This is a genomic window from Pseudomonas sp. TE3895, from assembly GCF_056278855.1.
The window spans coordinates 3,922,869-3,939,726 of record NZ_JBWBQE010000001.1; the positions used below are offsets into that span (position 1 = coordinate 3,922,869).

The following is a 16,858-nucleotide window of genomic DNA, read 5'->3' on the forward strand; positions in this document are numbered from 1 at the left end:
ACGGGGCTTTTCGGCCGGCAGTGATTGACCGCTGCTGCCAGCATCCGGTCAACGCCGCCCTTGGCGCTTGATTTTTATCAAGCGTGCAAATGCCTGCAGCGGTGTTCAATGTTGGTCAAGGTAACGGTACAAGGCCTCCTCCTGGTCGAAATGCAGTTTTGCCAAGGTATCCAGGCGTATGAGCTGGTGCTGGATTTCGTCGGCGCTCGGGTTGGCGGCGGCCTGGGCGAAATCCTCGTTCATGCGCGTCAGCAAATGGATCAGCCTGAACATTTCCCGGTGTGTATGGCTGAGCGGCGAGAGCGGATCCTCGCCTCCCATGTAGCGGCTCAACAGGGGGTACAGCTGCTGCTCGTCGTCCCGCTCATGGCGCTCCAGCGAGCCATGCAGGGCGGCGACCAGGCGCCCGAGGTCGGCCCGCGCCTGCTCCGCAGGGCGGCTGGCAAAGTCCCGCGCCATCTGGCTCAGGTCGGTCAACACCCCGTCCAGTTGTCGATGCTCGTCCTGCATGCGCTGCAGGCTCTCGGTCGGCAACCCGTTGTGGCCATCGCCCGCAACCGGGCCGAGGGCGCGAAGGGCGTTGAGGATGATCAACAGGTCGATGCCTTCCTGCAGTACCGCCCCCATCACCGCAGGCAGGTAGCCGGCCGCAGCGAACAGCATGGCCAGCAGCGAGAGGCTCATGCCCACCCACACGCCTTGCCGGGCGATGTGCACGGTGTGCCGGGCGATGTCGAGCGCTTCGATCAGACGATCCAGCCTGTCGACCAGCAAGACCACGCCGGCTGACTGTGCCGAAGCAGTCACGCCGGACGCGCCCATGGCAACCCCGACATCGGCGGCAGCCAGTGCTGGCGCATCATTGATGCCATCCCCGACCATCAGCGTGGGACCTTTTCGGCAACCTTCCTGCACCAGGCGGACCTTGTCCTGCGGTGAGAGGCCAGAGTGAAGCGCATCGATACCCGCTGTCAGCGCGATCATTTGCGCCGTCTGGGGGCGGTCGCCAGTCAGCATGACAATCTGGTCGATGCCGCGGGCTCGAAGCCGGCGCAGGGTCTGAGGGGTTTCCCGACGCACATCGTCGGCCAGCCGCAGCATCGCTTTCAATTCACCGTCCACGGCTACGAAACTGCCACTGCTGGCCAGATAGTCCAGCTGTTGCAAGCACACCTGTGCCCAAGGGCCCGCATCCCTGCCCTGCTGCACGTAAGCCAGCAGCCCCAAGCGCACGGCTTTGCCTTGTACCTGACCGGCCAACCCTTGGCCTGGCGCCTCCTGCACCTGTTGCGGCGCCGCCAGGCTCAGGCCCCGCGCGAGGGCCGCATCGACAATAGCCCGAGCGATCGGATGGGTGGATGCCTGGGCCAATGACGCGGCCCACTGCAAGATCTGCAGCGGCGCGCCCTCCCCGTTAAGCTCGATCGATTGCAGCCGAGCATGGCCGCTGGTCAAGGTACCGGTCTTGTCGAGAAAAACCTGGCGGATCCCGGCGAGCGCCTCCAGTACCGCGCCATCGCGCACCAGAATGCTACGCCGCGCCGCTCGCGAGATGCCCGACAGCACGGCAATCGGCACCGCCAATATCAGGGGGCAAGGTGTGGCGACCACCAGCACCGCCAGCACGCGTTGCGGGTCGCCACTGGCCCACCAGGCGAGCGCGGCGATCAGCAACGTCAGCGGGATGAACGCCAGCGCGTAGCGGTCAGCCAGGCGCACGAAGGGCGCCCGTGACTGGCGTGCCGCCTCGGCTAGGCGCACGATGCCGGCATAGGTGCTTTGTGCCGCAGTCTGCGTGGCCACCAGCACCATCGGCGCGCCGGCGTTGCACACCCCGCTGGCCACCGGCTCGCCGCAATGACGAGTGATGGGTAACGATTCCCCGGTCAGCGCCGCCTCGTCCAGGGTGGCCTGGGGACTCTGCAGGCGCCCGTCCACGGGCACGATTTCACCCAGGCGCACCAGCACGGCCTGCCCTGGCCTGACCTGATCCACCGCAACTTCGCGCAGCCCGTCTTGCTCCTGGATCCAGGCACGTTGCGGCGCTCGATCGATCAGCGCCCGCAATTCGCGCTCGGCATGACGCACGCTGAACGCTTCAAGTGCTCGGCCGGTGGCCAGCATCAGCGCGACCACCGCAGCCACCAGCATGTTCTCCAGGGCCAGGGCGGCGGTGATCGACAGCAAGGCAATCAGGTCGATACCCGCCTCACCCCGGGCTAGGCGCCTGAACATTTCCACCGCCAGGACCCCGGCCATGACCAGGCCACCAGTTGCCCAGACCAGCGCGGCCCAGGCAGGCCGCTGCGCCGCATAGGCCACGCCGCCAGTCAGCAGGGCCAGCGTGCAGACCACCAGCAGTGCGAGGTCGAGCCATCGACGTGGCATGGCGGGCTACTTGCGTCTGGCCTGCTGGCGCAGTTGCCGCACCTCGTCCTGAGCCTGGGTTGCCCGCCTTAGGGCCTCGTTGGCGGTCTGCTCGACCAGATCGATGCGGTAACACACTTGATCGGCGCGCAACCTTGCGGTGGCGGCGTTGTTCTCCGCTGATTCCAGGCGCGCATCGTATTCCTCGGCGCGCCACGCCGTGCAGCCGGACGCGGTAACCAGCAACAGGCTTGCCCACCCGCAAAGCACATAACGTCGCATGTCGGTACCCTCGTGCATGGCCAGGACACGCTAAGTATCGATGGCGGCGTGCGCCGAACGCCTGACATTTGTCAACCGCGAGCGGCCTGTTCACCCGGTTTGACCTTTATCAATCGCGCTGGGGGGCACAAGGGTAGAAACAAAGACTCAGGGCACCGCCCCTACCCTATCTGCTACCGGAGCCGATCATGAACGACCTTGACCTGCGAGACCTTGTGCTCGAAGAGCTGGAATTCAAACCCGATATCAATGCAGCCAGCATCGGTGTGACGGTGCAGAACGGCGTGGTGACCCTCTCCGGGCACGTCAATAGCTACGCCCAGAAAGTCAGTGCCGAGCGCACGGTCAAGGCCATGAAAGGCGTGCGCGGCCTGGCAGAGGAGATAGAGGTACGCCTGAACAAGCTCGAAGGTACCGCTGACGACACGATTGCCAGCCGTGCCCTGAACATCATCGCCTGGAGCTCGGACGCCAACGTGGAGGGCATCCAGGTCACCGTGCAAAAAGGGACGGTGACCCTGGAAGGCCAGCTCGATTGGCAATACCAGAAGGAAGTGATCGAACAGGCAATCTGGCGCTTGTCGGGTGTGGTTGGCGTACACAACCGCATCACCCTCAAAGCCCGGGCCGACGTGGTCGATATCAAGCGCCACATCGAGGACGCACTCAAGCGCAGCGCCGAAATCGAGGCCGGAGGCATCCGCGTCACGGTCGACGGTGGTGTGGTCAAGCTGGAAGGCAAGGTGCACTTGCTGCGCGAGCGAGAAGTGGTCGAGCGTGCGGCCTGGTCGGTGCCGGGCGTCAGCAAGGTCGAAGATTATCTGTTGATCGCCTAGCGCCGCCGCGCCGAGGACCGATGGCCATGAACAAGGATAAGCCCTGGACGCTCTACCTCCTGGCAGTTGGCCTGGCAGTGCTCGCTGCCGTGCAGTTCGGCCTGTTCAGCCAGCCGGCCGTGCAAGCCATTCCTTACAGCCAGTTCCTGCAACTACTCGATCAGCAGAAGGTCAGCGACCTGCATATCGAGCACGAGCGGATCCTCGGCAGGCTGCAGGAGCCGATCGATGGCCACTCGGTATTCTCCACCGTTCGCGTCGACCCGGCTCTGAGCGAGCAACTGGGACGCTCTGGAGTCGCGTTCTCTGGCGTCGTCGAGGACAACACGGTAGCGACCGTGATGGGCGCGTTGATGCCGCTGTTGATGATGCTGGCGCTGTGGTACTTCCTGTTTCATGGCCTGGGGCAGAAACAGGGGTTGGGCGGGTTGATGGGGGTGGGCAAGTCGCGTGCGCGGGTCTATGTCGAACACGACACCCAGGTGACTTTCGCCGACGTGGCCGGTATCGACGACGTCAAGGGCGAGCTGACCGAGATCGTGTCCTTCCTGAAAAACAAGGCGTGGTATGCGCGCCTTGGCGCCCATGTGCCCAAGGGCACGCTGCTGGTAGGCCCACCCGGCACCGGCAAGACCCTGGTCGCCAAGGCCATCGCCGGGGAAGCGGCGGTGCCATTTTTCTCGATTTCCGGCTCGGAGTTCGTGGAGATGTTCGTGGGCGTGGGTGCCGCCCGGGTGCGTGACCTGTTCGACCAGGCCCGCCAAGCGGCGCCTTGCATCATCTTCATCGATGAGCTGGATGCCCTGGGCAAGATGCGCGGCGTCGGCAGCTTTGGCGGCAATGACGAGAAAGAGCAAACCCTCAATCAGTTGCTCGCCGAGCTCGACGGCTTCGACCCACGGGAAGGCGTGGTGCTGTTGGCAGCGACCAATCGCCCGGAAGTGCTGGACCCGGCGCTGCTGCGTGCCGGGCGCTTCGACCGGCAGATTCTCATCGACCGGCCCGACCGCAAGGGCCGCCTGGCGATCCTGAAAGTCCACCTGCACAAGATCATCTACAAGAACGACCTGGACTGCGAGCGGATTGCCGAGATCACCCCGGGCCTGACGGGCGCCGACCTGGCCAACCTGGTCAACGAGGCTGCCATCGTTGCCACCCGGCGGTCCAGCCAGTGGGTCGAGTTGCAGGACTTCACCGCTGCGGTCGAGCGACTGGTGGCGGGCATCGAGCGCAAAGGCAGCGTATTGCGCAGCGACGAGCGCCAGGTGGTGGCGTACCACGAAATGGGCCATGCCCTGGCCGCCAGTAGCCTGCCGGCGATGGACCCGGTCCACAAGGTGTCGATCATTCCCCGCGCCGCGGGTTCACTGGGCTACACCCTGCAACGGCCGACCGATGACCGCTACCTGATCAGCACGCAGATGCTGCGTGACCGCCTTGTCGTGCTGATGGCCGGGCGCGCCGCCGAGCACCTTGTGTTCGGCCAGGTCTCCACGGGTGCCGCCGACGACCTCGGGCGCGCCACCGATATCGCCCGCCAGCTGGTCACCCGCTTCGGCATGAGCCCGGTGCTGGGCCAGGCGGTCCTTGAGCGCCAGCAAGCCGGCTATCTGGGTGACTCGCTGTTGCGTCAGGAGCGCAAGGACTACTCGGAGCAAACTGCGCGCGAGATCGACCTCGCTGTCCGCGGCTTGCTCGAAGAAGCCTATGGCCGCGCCCGGGCTTTGCTGGAGCAGCGCCGCAACGACCTGGATGCAGGCGCGCGTCTGTTGCTGGCCAAGGAGACCATCACCCCCGAAGAATTCCCGGCGTTGCAACCGCAAGCCAATGAGCCCGCCACCTATGTGCTGGTCGATGCCACGAAATGAACCGCCGATCCTGGCCAGGGTACCTGCGATGCTCTTTGTCACGCTGATCAATATGCTGGTGGTGATCCTGGTGGTGATCATTCATTACGAATGCCTGCTGCGCCTGAATGACTGGCTACCTCGGCTCAAGCTCTGGAGCCGCTTTCGTATCGTCGCAGGCGTGTTCGGCGCGCTGCTGGCCCATGCCCTGGAGGTGTGGTGTTTTGCCTTGGCCTATTACCTGATGGCCCATGCCCCAGGCTGGGGTACGCTCAGCGGCAATTTCGACGGCAGTTTCCTGGACTGCGTGTATTTTTCCTTCACCACCTACACCACCATAGGCTTCGGCGATATCGCCCCCACTGGCCACCTCAAGTACCTCACCGGCCTGCAGGCGCTGACGGGCCTGGTGCTGATCACCTGGACCGCCTCGTTCCTGTTCCTGGAAATGCAGAAGTACTGGAAGGCCAAGTAAGGCGGGCTCAGGCGCGCGACGCTGATGTCCAGCGCCATTGCGCAACTTCAGGCATGTCTTCGCCATGTTCGATGAGGTAGAGCTTGTGCTTCTCCATCGTGGCCCAATAGCGGGCGCGGGCCTGTTCGAGCTGGGGCTGCAAACGTGGCACGCGCTCGAACACATCGAGCAGCAGCTGGTAGCGGTCCAGATTGTTGATGACTGCCATGTCGAATGGCGTGGTGGTTGCGCCCTCTTCGCGAAAGCCCCGGACATGAAACCGTTGCGGATTGGCGCGTTTGTAGATCAGGCGGTGGATGAGCGCCGGATAGCCGTGGAAGGCAAAGATGACCGGTCGATCTTCGGTAAACAGCCCGTTGAAATCGCTGTCGGACAGCCCGTGAGGATGTTGTTGCGACAATTGTAGCGCCATGAGGTCAACGACATTCACCACCCTCACACGCACGTCTGGAGCCTGCTCTTGCAGCAGTGTAACCGCCGCCAGTACCTCCAGTGTCGGCACATCGCCCGCGCAGGCAAGCACCACCTCGGGCATCTCGTCATCATGGCAGGCCCAGCCCCAGCGCCCGATACCTGATTGGCAGTGCACGGCGGCCGCTTCGCAATCGAGCCATTGCCACTCCATCTGCTTACCGGCAACGATCACATTGATGTACCCACGGCTGCGCAGGCAATGCTCAGCCACCGACAACAGGCAGTTGGCGTCAGGTGGCAGATAGATCCGCGCGAGATTGGCCTTCTTGTTTGCAAGCAGGTCAAGCAAGCCCGGGTCCTGATGCGAGAAACCATTATGGTCCTGCCGCCAGACATGCGAAGTCAGGAGGATATTCAATGAGGCGATCGGCTTGCGCCACGGCACCTCGGCAGCTGTCTTGAGCCATTTGGCATGTTGGTTGATCATCGAATCGACGATATGGATGAAAGCTTCGTAACAGGAAAACAGGCCATGGCGGCCCGTCAGCAGGTACCCCTCCAGCCAGCCCTCGCAGATGTGCTCACTGAGGATCTCCATGACCCGCCCCTGTGCCGAAAGGTGTCTGTCATCGCTGGCCCGAGCATCCAGCCATACCTTGTCGGTCACCTCAAATACCGCATCCAGGCGGTTGGACGCCGTTTCGTCAGGGCCGAACAGGCGGAAATTCTGCGACGCAAGGCTGTTCTTCATGACATCGCGGACATAACCACCCAGCACTCTGGTCGCCTCGGCCCGCACCTGACCAGGGCCCGGCATCGGCACGCAGTAATCGGCGTAGTGCGGCAAATCCAGGGCCCGCAATAAGAGACCGCCGTTGGCATGGGGGTTCGCGCTCATGCGTCGCCGGCCAGTTGGGGTCAGCGCGGCCAGCTCAGGCAACAACGTACCCTGTGCGTCAAAAAGCTCATGGGGGCGGTAACTTTCCAGCCATTGTTGCAGCTGCATCAGGTGCGGCGGTTTGCCAAGGTCCGCCAACGGCAACTGATGGGACCGCCAGGTGCCCTCTACGCGTTGCCCATCCACGTACCTGGGCCCCGTCCACCCTTTGGGGGTACGAAGAATCAGCACCGGCCACAAGGGCCTGTCGACCACCTGCGGGTCTTCGGCATGCCGCGCGAGGCGCTGGATCTGGCTGATCTTCTCGTAGATGACATCCAGCGTCCTGGCCAACGCGCGATGGACCTCCATAGGCTCGTCACCCTCGACAAAATACGGATCATAGCCATAGCCATACATGAGGCTGGTCAGCTCCTCCTCGCTGATCATCGACAGCACGCTGGGGTTGGCGATCTTGTAACCGTTCAGATGCAAGATGGGCAGCACCGCGCCGTCGCGGGCGGGGTTGAGGAACTTGTTGCAGTGCCAGCTGGCAGCCAGTGGCCCGGTTTCGGCCTCACCATCACCAATGACGCACGCCACCATCAGTTGCGGATTGTCCAGGGCGGCACCATAGGCATGGGCCAGCGAATAGCCCAGTTCGCCCCCTTCGTGAATGGAGCCAGGCACATGGGGGCCGACATGGCTGCCAATGCCATAAGGCCAGGAAAACTGCCGAAAGAGCCGGGCCATTCCAAGTGCGTTGCGCTCGACCGATGGGTTGAGCTCGGTGTAGGTACCGTCGAGGTATGCCTGAGCGACCAGGGCAGGACCGCCGTGGCCAGGCCCCGTGACGAACAGCACATTGAGGCTGTACTGGCGAATCAACCGGTTCAGATGGGTATAGACGAGGTTGAGCCCCGGGGACGTCCCCCAGTGGCCGAGCAGCCGCGGTTTGACATCGGCCAAGGTCAAGGGCCTGGTCAACAAGGCATTGCCCTGCAGATAGATCTGGCCAACGGTGAGGTAGTTCGCCGCCCGCCAATAGGCGTCCAGGCTTTCGAGCTCTTCAGTACCAGGGAAATCACTCATGCCAGCCTCCTTTCGTCATCGCGCACGGGGCGCTCAAAGGTCTTCGCCGCGAAGATCTTCCTCCCGCCGGCTCTGTTGACGGATCAGCAGTGACAGTTCGTACAGGTGGTCCGACAGCAGGCCCATCAGGTCGTCCGCCGTGGCGATTCCGACCAGCAGACCGAGATCATCGACGACCGGAATGCGTCGGATAGTGGCGCGTCGCGGCATAGATGGAGATACCGGGTAGTGCGGTGACCACGTCCCGTTTGCAGTATTTGCCAATGGACATCATGTACTACCTCCACAGGCGGAGCCTCCTTGCTCCTCGATGCAGTGAGGGTGGGTGATCATTTACCGCTCTTGATCGGAATCACCTTTTCCGGATGGATGGCTTCGGCACGTTTGGGCAGGTGCACCAGCAGCACGCCCTTGTTGAACTGGGCGTCGATTTTCTCGGCGTCGACTCCACGGGGCAGCTGGAAAACCCGTTCGAAGCTGCCGTAATGGCGCTCGGACAGGTGATATTCCTTGCGTTTTTCGTCCACTTCTTCCTTTTTCTCGCCCCGGATCAACAGGTTGCCATTGACGAGCTTGATCTCGATATCCTTGGCATCCACGCCAGGCAACTCGGCGCTGATGCGGTACTCCTCGGCCAGCTCGCTGATGTCCATGGCCGGCATGCCGTGGGTGAACAGGTCACGCCGCCAGAACGGTTCGACATCGAACGGTGTGTGGCTGAATGGCATGCGCATCGGCCGCCGTCCAAAATCCTCGAACAGGCTGTCGATCTGACGGCGCAATTGCTGGAAGGGCCGCCACAGCTCCGAAGGTTCGACGCTGGGCGGCGAACCTTCGGTTGGCTGGCTGGCGACGGGGGTAACAGGCACTTTCTTGGCAACGTCTGACATGGCGCCCTCCTCGAATGAGTGAATGAGTACTGCCTCCCAGGGAGACGCCTCGATCATGCGCCGTGGGGCAGCACCCCATTTGATCTTTATCAACAAGGTGAAGTCCCTGCCGTCCGCTGGTTTGATCCTGGTCAAAGTGCCGGATTGGCCACGGTCTAGGCTGAGTACAGCAAGTCATCATTACCGTGCGAGGCAGTCATGGACCGGGAGGGTGCCAGCGTCCGCTTGCTCCAGACATTGCCCGGCCTGGGCATCCAGCAATTCGTGCGCCTGGCCCTTTGCAGCCAGCCATGCAGCGAGGCAATGGCTGGCCAGTACTGCGTGCTCAGTGGTCGTACCGAGTGCTGGCCATGCAGTTACGTGACCCTACCTGGCGTGGCCGGGCAATTTATCGTCAGCACCCAGAATGCGCAGCCCTTGGGCCGGGCGGGGGAGCTGTTCGACTACTCCGGGCCGCTTGGCAGCGCTTGGCCGTTGCCCCTGCAAAGTACAAGGTTGCTGGCCATCAGTCGCGCCGATGGCCTGCTGCCCTTGCTGGGTGCGCTGGATGAGATTCGCTGCTGGCTGCCTGGGGTAGAATTGCAGCTGTCACATGACGGCATTGCGGCCGAACTGCTGCCAGACGATTGTCGAACCTGGCTGTCGGCACTGTCGCCATTGCCGCGTGACTACAGCAGTGGCTGGTGGCAGACCAGGCATTTGCTGACCACTTTCCGCCCGGACACGGTGTACTGTTGCGCGCCGCCACAGGTGGCGCGCCAAGTGGCACGGTTGTGCTGGCAAACTGGCGTAGCCGCGCAGCGTATCTGGATACGCACAGACCATGTGTCACGCCCGATCTGGGTGGGGCACTCCCCCGAAAGCTGGCCTGTGCAACGCTATGACCGGGTGCTTGCCGCGCTCAAGTGGGCTCCTCCAGGCGGGTCAGGTTGACCAGGCCTTGCATGTCGATGAGCCTGACCTCGCGCCCGGCGCACAGCATGAAACCTGCATGGACGAAACGGCTGAACAGTCGGCTGACCGTTTCCTGAGTGAGGTCCAGGTAGTTGGCGATATCACCACGGGACATGGGCAGGTTGAACACATCAGCCTGCAAGCCTCGCGCCTGGTAACGCGCGGACATGCCCAGCAGGAAGATCGCCAACCGCTGTTCGGCACGCCCATGGCAGCAGCGCAGGTGCTCGTCCTTGCCCTGGATCCCCAGGCTGAGCATGTGCAGCAACTGATAGCGCAGCCCTGAAATCTGGCCGGACAGGTCCACCAGTTGGTCCAGCCTGATGGCGCAGACCAGCGAGATTTCCAGGGCAACGGCAAAGCTTCGGTAACAACTGGCACCAATAGCGTCCAGCCCGAGCATTTCCCCCGGTAGGAGAAAGCCGGTCACCCGCTCGGTGCCCTCGGCATCGAGCAGAAAATTCTTGATCGCCCCGGAGCGCAAGGCATACACGTGCTCCATGGGTTCATTGGCCTTGAACAGGTACTCACCCCGCTTCAGCGGCCGGTTACGGCGGACAATTCGCTCCAGCTTGGCCACTTCGTCGGCACTGAGGCTGGCTGCCAGGCAAAGCCGGCTCAACGAGCACGCAAGGCACTTGACCTGGAGCTTTGCTCCCATTTCCGCAAGGCCTGACATGATGATGCCTCTGCTTTTTTGCAGGCGTGTATCTATTGAAGTTAGCGGTTCCACTAAACGTTAGCGGTCTGTCCGACCAAGGGTCGGACGCTATCCCCGGCTATACCCGCTTTTTTCTATCGGTTTGACAAGTCATGTGGGAAGCAATTGACAACTGTCAAGTCAGCGATGGGCCCGCTGCCGAAACTGAACTTCCTTGTTCATTCGACACAGAGGACATTGCCATGGCGCCCGCCGAGACTTCCCGTGAGCATAAAACGCCTTCGTTCCCAAAACCTTCGGGTGAATACTGGATCGAAGCCCTTGAAAACGGCGTTCACGTATTGATCAGGCCCTTGCAAGCCCAGGACCGAGAACGCGAAAAAGCCTTCATCGAACGGCTGTCGCCCGAATCGCGGCATTTCCGCTTCCTGTGCCAGCTCAGGGAGCCCGGTGAAGCCATGCTCGACCAGCTGATGAAGGTCGACCAGGATCGCCAGGCGGCTTACGTCGCCCTTGCCCACGTGGATGGCGAATTGCAGGAAGTGGGCATTTCCCGCTACGCCACTGCTAGCGGCAAGGACGAGTGCGAGTGTGCCGTTACCGTCATGGACAGCTGGCAGCACCATGGCTTGGGTCGCCTGCTGCTCAAGCACCTGGTCGACCATGCCCGGGCCAAGGGCTTGCGGCAGATGTATTCGGTCGACGCGGCAGCCAACCATGCGATGCGCGACCTGGCCAAGGCGGCGGGGTTCACCACCGCTGCTGACCCGGATGACCCCAGCCAGGTCATCCACCGGCTCTCCCTGATCTGACCCAAGGCCGCCGCACCCTGACGGGTCAAGGCGCGGCGGCCGACTACGGGAGTCTCCCCATGACCGGCCCTTCGAAGACATTGATGGAAAAACTCTACGGCAAGCAGTATCAGGTCGACACTGCCGATATTGCCCCGGTGCTTCATCAGTACGCCGAACCTTTGCCGGACCTGGATACGCCGGCATTCGCAGCGCTGTTCGACCGCTATGCTGACGCGCGCGTCATCCTGCTGGGCGAGGCAAGCCACGGCAGCAGTGAGTTCTATCGCGCCCGCGCGGCGATCACCCGGCGCCTGATCGAACAGCATGGTTTCAACATCGTTGCCGTCGAGGCTGACTGGCCGGATGCCGGGCATGTCGATCAGTACGTCCGAGGCTTGGCGCACTCGGCGTGGAAACGCCATATTTTCAGCCGTTTTCCTACCTGGATGTGGCGTAATAACGAAGTCAAAGCCTTCGCCCAATGGCTTCACGGGCACAACCGCCTGCTGCCCACCGACCACCGCGTGGAATTCCGCGGCCTGGATGTCTACAGCCTGCGCAATTCCATCCATGAAGTCCTGGCCTATCTGGATCGGGTCGATCCGCATCTGGCCCATGAAGCCCGCCGCCGTTACGGTTGCCTGACGCCTTGGCAGGACGACCCCGCGCTGTACGGGCACTTTGTCGAGCGCGGTGGCGTCATGCCTTGTGAGCAACCGGTGATCCAGCAGTTGAATGTCATGCTCGCCGAGCAACTGTCAGGGCTTGTCCGCAATGATGAAGCCTTCTTCAACGCAACGCAGAACGCCCGTGTAATCATCGCTGCGGAACAGTACTACCGCGCCATTTACCGAGGTTCGACGGCTTCCTGGAATCTGCGCGACCGGCACATGTTCGATACCTTGCACGCACTGCTGGAACACCGTGGTCCCCACGCCAAGGCCGTGGTCTGGGCACACAATTCACACATCGGCAATGCCGGAGCCACGGAAATGGGCTGGAAAGGCCAGTTCACCATCGGCCAGCTTTGCCGCAGCGCTTTCGGGCACGACGCGGTGCTGATCGGCATGGCCACCGACCGCGGCCAGGTGGCCGCCGCCGATGACTGGGACGGCGACATGCAGATCAAGGAAATCCGTCCTTCGCGCAGCGACAGCTGGGAGCACCAGTTCCGCCTCGCAGGCGTGCCAGCCAGCCTGAGCGACTGGCGCGACCCACAGCGCAAGGCGTTGCGCCATGTGTTGTCCACGGCGCTACTCGAACGCGCCATCGGCGTCATCTATCGCCCCGAGAGCGAACGGCTGAGCCACTACTTCGAGGCGGTGCTGGCCGAGCAGTTCGATGCGCTGCTCTGGTTCGAACAGACCCAGCCAGTGACTGCCCTGCCCTTGCCGAAACAACAGCACCTTGAGCCTGAGGACGAAACCTATCCATTTGGTGTATGAGCCTCGGCGAAGCGCTATCAGTCTGCGTGCGGATTTCAACCCTGCGCTCAGTCATGGGGGGCACTCCGGCAAAGTGCTTGCTGATCAGCTTGCCCCATGAGCGTCATGACTTCCTCGTCCGACGTCTGCGGGAAATCCTGGTACCAATAGCCAACCGAGACCATCCGCTCAGGCACACGCGGGCACACCAGCTCATCCACTTCACCGTACAGCGCTTCGAGCGTTTCTGGCGGTGCGACCGGGACGGCGACGACGATTCGCGCCGGTGACTGGGCTCGTGCAGCCTGTATCGCCGCCCTCATCGTGGCACCGGTCGCCAGGCCGTCATCAACGAGAATCACCACCTGATCCTTGAGTTGCTGGGCTGGCCGCCCTCCCCGGTAAGCCCGCTCGCGCCGCGCCAGTTCCTCGGTTTCCCTGGCAACCACGGCGTCGAACACCGCGCGATCTACCGGATAGGCCCGCAACATGTCGTCATTGAGGAAGGTTACTCCGCCGCTGGCTATCGCCCCCATGGCGAACTCGGGTTGAAACGGCATACCGAGTTTGCGCACCATCAGCAGGTCCAGGCGAACGTTGAGGGCAGTCGCGACTTCATAGGCCACCGGAACACCACCACGCGGCAGTGCAAGCACGATCACGTCGGGCCTGCCGGCATACCGGGCCAGTGGCTCTACCAGGCAACGTCCAGCCTGGGTACGGTCGACAAACACAGTTGGCAAGGCAAGATCATGGGACATGAACACCTCCCGCGCCGCGATGGGCGCCGGTCGTTTCAGCTGCCGATGGGAGCCGTTGATGGCTTCAAGGCGTGGCTGCACGCCCCACCTCGGGCAACAGGTCGAACTGCGCGAGGCAACGCTGCTCATCAGCGGGAGTCAGCGCCTTCAGGCCGCTCACTTCCTGCATGGGCGTTTCGAACAGGGCCAGGCGCAGCACCCCATTGCGCTCCAGAAAGGTCTGTGCCAGGCACGTGCACACGGGTTTGCCGACCAGCGTAGCAAGCTTGTCATCCTCAGGCACCTCCACCTGGGCCTGCAGGTTGGCCGTGCAATTTTCTACAATCTGCGCCACGGAGCGCCCCGCCAGCCACACGGTGCCAGCACCGAGTAGGACCAGGAGCAGCAACACGCTTATCAACGTGTTCGATTCCCGGGTGATTGAACGCAGCAACGCCAGCCTGGCCTGCCAACCCGTCTGCTGGCCATTGAAAATGGCCTTGCCGACCGTGCGCTTGACGCCCCGCTGCACCGCCCACCCCAGCGCGACACTCAACGCCAGCAGGCCAAGGAGTACCGCCGGATCACGCATGGGCATGCGCCAGCTAGCGCTTAAGGCGCGATAGACGGACGCGGCGACGAGTAAAGCGACGATAGTCACGATCCAACCCAGGCTGCCCCTGGGCCTGTGCAACCAGGCCCGCAGTTTCGCCCTTGCTTGTGTACTCATGATTCACCTCCCGCGCCCGGCTAGCGCACAGGGTCGATGGCAACCGTTTCCTGATACTCAGGCACGCACACCTGCCAGCCGAGTTCGAGGCTGATTCGCCGCCGTAAGGTGTCGGCAGCGTGTGGCTCACCATGAATGACATAGGTCTGACGGGGTGGCCGGGTGAACCCGCGCAACCATTCCATGATTTCATCGGCATCGGCGTGCGCAGAAAGATTCTCCATCGCATGCACCTGTGCACGGATGGGCACATCCTCGCCGTGCAACCGCACACTGTGGGCGCCCGCGACGATATCGGCACCCCGCGTCCCCCCGGCTTGAAAGCCCGAGAAGAGAATGCTGTTGCGTGGGTTGGGGGCCAGCGCCTTCAGGTGGTGAAGCACCCGTCCGCCGGTCGCCATGCCACTGGCGGCGATGATCACTGCGGGCTCGCGCAGCTGGTCCAGGTGCCTGGACTCATCGACTGTCCGGACGATGTGCGTGCCTCTGCACATGGCGGCGCACTCGGCTGCGGTCAGCCGATGTTCACTGCGGTACTGCTGGTACAAGGCGGTGGCGTCGGTGGCCATCGGGCTGTTCAGGTAGACCGGGACATCAGGGATCAACCGGTCGCGCTTGAGCGTGTACAGGTAATACATGAGCAGTTGGGCACGGCCGACGGCGAACGAGGGTACCAGGGTAATGCCGTGGCGCAGGAGCGTTTCGTTGATGACCTTGGCCAGGTACTGCTCGGTCGATTCGGCGGGATGCTGGCGGTCCCCATAGGTAGACTCGATCAACAGCACGTCCGCCGTCCTGACCAGCTCAGGCGCACGCATGATCGGATCCTGAGGGCGGCCGAGGTCACCCGAAAACAGCACGGTCTGCCCTTCGGCGCTGATCTGGACTGTGGCCGCCCCCAGAATATGTCCGGCGGTACGCAACAGTAATTCCATGCCCTCGGCGATCATGGTCACCTGATGTAACGCCACGGGCCGAAACAGTGCCAGGGCACGTTTGGCATCCTGCTCGGTATAGAGCGGTTGCGCCGGCGCATGCTTGGAGTAACCGTGGCGATTGGCATGTTCGGCCTGCTCTTCCTGCAGCCGTGCACTGTCGAGCAGGAGGATTTCCGCCAAGGCGCACGTCGCCGGCGTGGCGTAGATCGGCCCGCGGTAGCCTTCCCGAACCAGCACCGGTAGATAACCACTGTGGTCAAGGTGGGCGTGGGTCAGCACCACCGCATCAAGCGCCCGCAGCGCCGGGGGCAGTGGCTGCCAGTTGCGCAGGCGCAGTTGCTTGAAACCCTGGAAGAGTCCGCAGTCGACCAATACCCGCGTGCTGTCACGGGTCAACAGGAATTTGCTGCCGGTCACGGTGCCGGTGCCGCCAAGAAATGTCAGTTGCATGGCCAAGGCTCCCAACTTTCGGCTATTTGGGGATGAACGGCGAGCACGCTGCACGGTGGGCGGCTGACGATACGCTCGGTGGTGTCTCCCAACAGTTTGTCCAGGCCTTTGGGCTGCACCACGCCCATCACCACCGCGTCGATGTCCAGGGCTGCGACCTGTTCACGGATCACCTGTACCGGGCCTCCTTCCATGAAATGTCGGCGGTCAGGCGCGACGCCTTCGGCATCGGCCAGCGCTTCGAAAGGTTCCTGCAGTGCCTCGCGCATCTCGTCGATCCACGCCTGGGTGACATTCATGTCCGAGGCAAATACCCCTGCCAGGTTGTAGGCCGATAGCAGATGCAGGTGCGCGTCACACTGCAACGCCAGCGCCTGGCCAGCACGAATCAGTCCACGATTGAAGCACGCCTGGACGGCAGGCGTCTCGCTGAACGCAGTATCCACTGCGACCAGCACACGCCGCGGCAATGAAGTGGCCGCCGCCGGCACGAAATGGCTGACGCCTTTGAAACCTCGCATCAGCGCACAATCCAGTGGGGTGCCGAACACGCGCACCAGGGCCGACGCGGCTTCGCTGTCCTTGATGACCATATCGGGCTGCAGTTCACTGATGTAATCGATCGCCTGGCTGCGGATATCCTCCGCATTCAGGCTGTCGACCGTCAGCGTTATACCGCTGCCGCGATGCCGCTCGACCAATCCCGTCAACTGAACGCGATAGTGCTCGTACTGGCGCTTGATATCGGCCTCGTTCAGCCGCTCTTCGCGCAGAAGGTGCTCCTCGCTTGGCTCGAACAAGCCCAGTACATGCACGCTGGCGCCGCTGACATGCGCCAAGGCAAGGGCTCTGCGCAAAGCGGCGGAATGCGGTTCTACCTCGGTCAGCAGCACCAGCAATTGTCGATATTGCCCCATGGTGAACCTCCGCGCTTTCGTGAGTGGGTGTGATGCTGACGATATTCCGCGCACAGGACCGCTGCTGCTTGATGCAGATCAGAAAACCGCTACCCAGGCTGAACTTGATGATTGTCAGAACCGAAACGGCCCGCCACGTTAAAACGGCTGCACCAGGTACTGATCAAGCA

The 16,858-nt window shown here is 62.7% G+C and carries 16 protein-coding genes; 6 read left to right on the top strand and 10 right to left on the bottom strand.

Annotated features, from left to right (window positions below):
• Nucleotides 1–105: 105 nt before the first annotated feature.
• Nucleotides 106–2,388 carry a heavy metal translocating P-type ATPase gene (locus tag ACZ889_RS17590; protein WP_440781145.1) on the bottom strand — a complete coding sequence of 761 codons (2,283 nt, stop codon included), beginning with the start codon at nt 2,386–2,388 and terminating at the stop codon, nt 106–108.
• A 6-nt stretch (nt 2,389–2,394) separates the two neighbouring features.
• On the bottom strand, nt 2,395–2,649 hold the full coding sequence (locus ACZ889_RS17595; RefSeq protein ID WP_108078689.1) for an outer membrane lipoprotein OprI: 255 nt from the start codon (nt 2,647–2,649) through the stop codon (nt 2,395–2,397).
• Between the two features lie 188 nt (nt 2,650–2,837).
• Here ACZ889_RS17595 and ACZ889_RS17600 point away from each other — a divergent pair, with 188 nt between their 5' ends.
• Genes ACZ889_RS17600 through ACZ889_RS17610 form a run of 3 tightly spaced genes read left to right on the top strand, consistent with a single transcriptional unit; the run spans nt 2,838 to nt 5,807 of the window.
• The gene (locus tag ACZ889_RS17600; protein WP_019751519.1) at nt 2,838–3,485 is read left to right on the top strand and encodes a BON domain-containing protein; all 648 of its coding nucleotides are present in this window, start codon (nt 2,838–2,840) and stop codon (nt 3,483–3,485) included.
• Between the two features lie 26 nt (nt 3,486–3,511).
• The gene (gene ftsH / locus ACZ889_RS17605; RefSeq protein WP_180688051.1) at nt 3,512–5,353 is read left to right on the top strand and encodes an ATP-dependent zinc metalloprotease FtsH; all 1,842 of its coding nucleotides are present in this window, start codon (nt 3,512–3,514) and stop codon (nt 5,351–5,353) included.
• A 28-nt stretch (nt 5,354–5,381) separates the two neighbouring features.
• Nucleotides 5,382–5,807 carry a potassium channel family protein gene (locus ACZ889_RS17610; RefSeq protein ID WP_088513168.1) on the top strand — a complete coding sequence of 142 codons (426 nt, stop codon included), beginning with the start codon at nt 5,382–5,384 and terminating at the stop codon, nt 5,805–5,807.
• Between the two features lie 7 nt (nt 5,808–5,814).
• Here the strand turns inward: ACZ889_RS17610 and ACZ889_RS17615 are convergent, their stop codons facing one another.
• The 3 genes from ACZ889_RS17615 to ACZ889_RS17625 all read right to left on the bottom strand — a co-directional run bounded on the left by ACZ889_RS17615 (nt 5,815) and on the right by ACZ889_RS17625 (nt 9,080).
• Nucleotides 5,815–8,190, bottom strand: coding sequence for a phosphoketolase family protein (locus ACZ889_RS17615; protein WP_476257629.1), 2,376 nt, complete (start codon nt 8,188–8,190; stop codon nt 5,815–5,817).
• A 33-nt stretch (nt 8,191–8,223) separates the two neighbouring features.
• Nucleotides 8,224–8,400 (bottom strand): CBS domain-containing protein, encoded by a 177-nt coding sequence (locus ACZ889_RS17620; protein ID WP_144000132.1) that lies wholly within the window; start codon nt 8,398–8,400, stop codon nt 8,224–8,226.
• A 119-nt stretch (nt 8,401–8,519) separates the two neighbouring features.
• Nucleotides 8,520–9,080 carry an Hsp20/alpha crystallin family protein gene (locus ACZ889_RS17625; RefSeq protein WP_180688049.1) on the bottom strand — a complete coding sequence of 187 codons (561 nt, stop codon included), beginning with the start codon at nt 9,078–9,080 and terminating at the stop codon, nt 8,520–8,522.
• A 198-nt stretch (nt 9,081–9,278) separates the two neighbouring features.
• On the opposite strand from ACZ889_RS17625, the gene ACZ889_RS17630 reads away from it, so the two are divergent.
• On the top strand, nt 9,279–10,013 hold the full coding sequence (locus ACZ889_RS17630; RefSeq protein ID WP_476257630.1) for a hypothetical protein: 735 nt from the start codon (nt 9,279–9,281) through the stop codon (nt 10,011–10,013).
• Here ACZ889_RS17630 and ACZ889_RS17635 read toward each other — a convergent pair.
• Nucleotides 9,982–10,713, bottom strand: coding sequence for a transcriptional regulator FNR (locus ACZ889_RS17635; RefSeq protein WP_012052286.1), 732 nt, complete (start codon nt 10,711–10,713; stop codon nt 9,982–9,984). The genes ACZ889_RS17630 and ACZ889_RS17635 overlap by 32 nt on opposite strands.
• Nucleotides 10,714–10,937: 224 nt before the next feature.
• Here ACZ889_RS17635 and ACZ889_RS17640 point away from each other — a divergent pair, with 224 nt between their 5' ends.
• Together ACZ889_RS17640 and ACZ889_RS17645 are read left to right on the top strand one after the other, a co-directional pair.
• A complete protein-coding gene (locus tag ACZ889_RS17640; RefSeq protein WP_004577366.1) occupies nt 10,938–11,507 on the top strand; it encodes a GNAT family N-acetyltransferase in 570 nt (189 codons plus the stop codon).
• A 59-nt stretch (nt 11,508–11,566) separates the two neighbouring features.
• A complete protein-coding gene (locus ACZ889_RS17645) occupies nt 11,567–12,934 on the top strand; it encodes an erythromycin esterase family protein (RefSeq protein ID WP_476257631.1) in 1,368 nt (455 codons plus the stop codon).
• A 47-nt stretch (nt 12,935–12,981) separates the two neighbouring features.
• Here the strand turns inward: ACZ889_RS17645 and ACZ889_RS17650 are convergent, their stop codons facing one another.
• The 4 genes from ACZ889_RS17650 to ACZ889_RS17665 form a co-directional block, all read right to left on the bottom strand.
• Nucleotides 12,982–13,674, bottom strand: coding sequence for a phosphoribosyltransferase (locus ACZ889_RS17650; protein WP_004374568.1), 693 nt, complete (start codon nt 13,672–13,674; stop codon nt 12,982–12,984).
• Nucleotides 13,675–13,738: 64 nt separating this feature from the next.
• Entirely contained in the window at nt 13,739–14,383 is a 645-nt protein-coding gene (locus ACZ889_RS17655) for a hypothetical protein (RefSeq protein ID WP_230623047.1), read from the bottom strand.
• 20 nt (nt 14,384–14,403) lie between these two features.
• Nucleotides 14,404–15,771, bottom strand: coding sequence for an MBL fold metallo-hydrolase RNA specificity domain-containing protein (locus tag ACZ889_RS17660; protein ID WP_004374564.1), 1,368 nt, complete (start codon nt 15,769–15,771; stop codon nt 14,404–14,406).
• Nucleotides 15,762–16,688 carry a universal stress protein gene (locus tag ACZ889_RS17665; protein ID WP_476257632.1) on the bottom strand — a complete coding sequence of 309 codons (927 nt, stop codon included), beginning with the start codon at nt 16,686–16,688 and terminating at the stop codon, nt 15,762–15,764. The genes ACZ889_RS17660 and ACZ889_RS17665 overlap by 10 nt, the downstream gene beginning before the upstream one ends.
• Nucleotides 16,689–16,858: the final 170 nt, after the last annotated feature.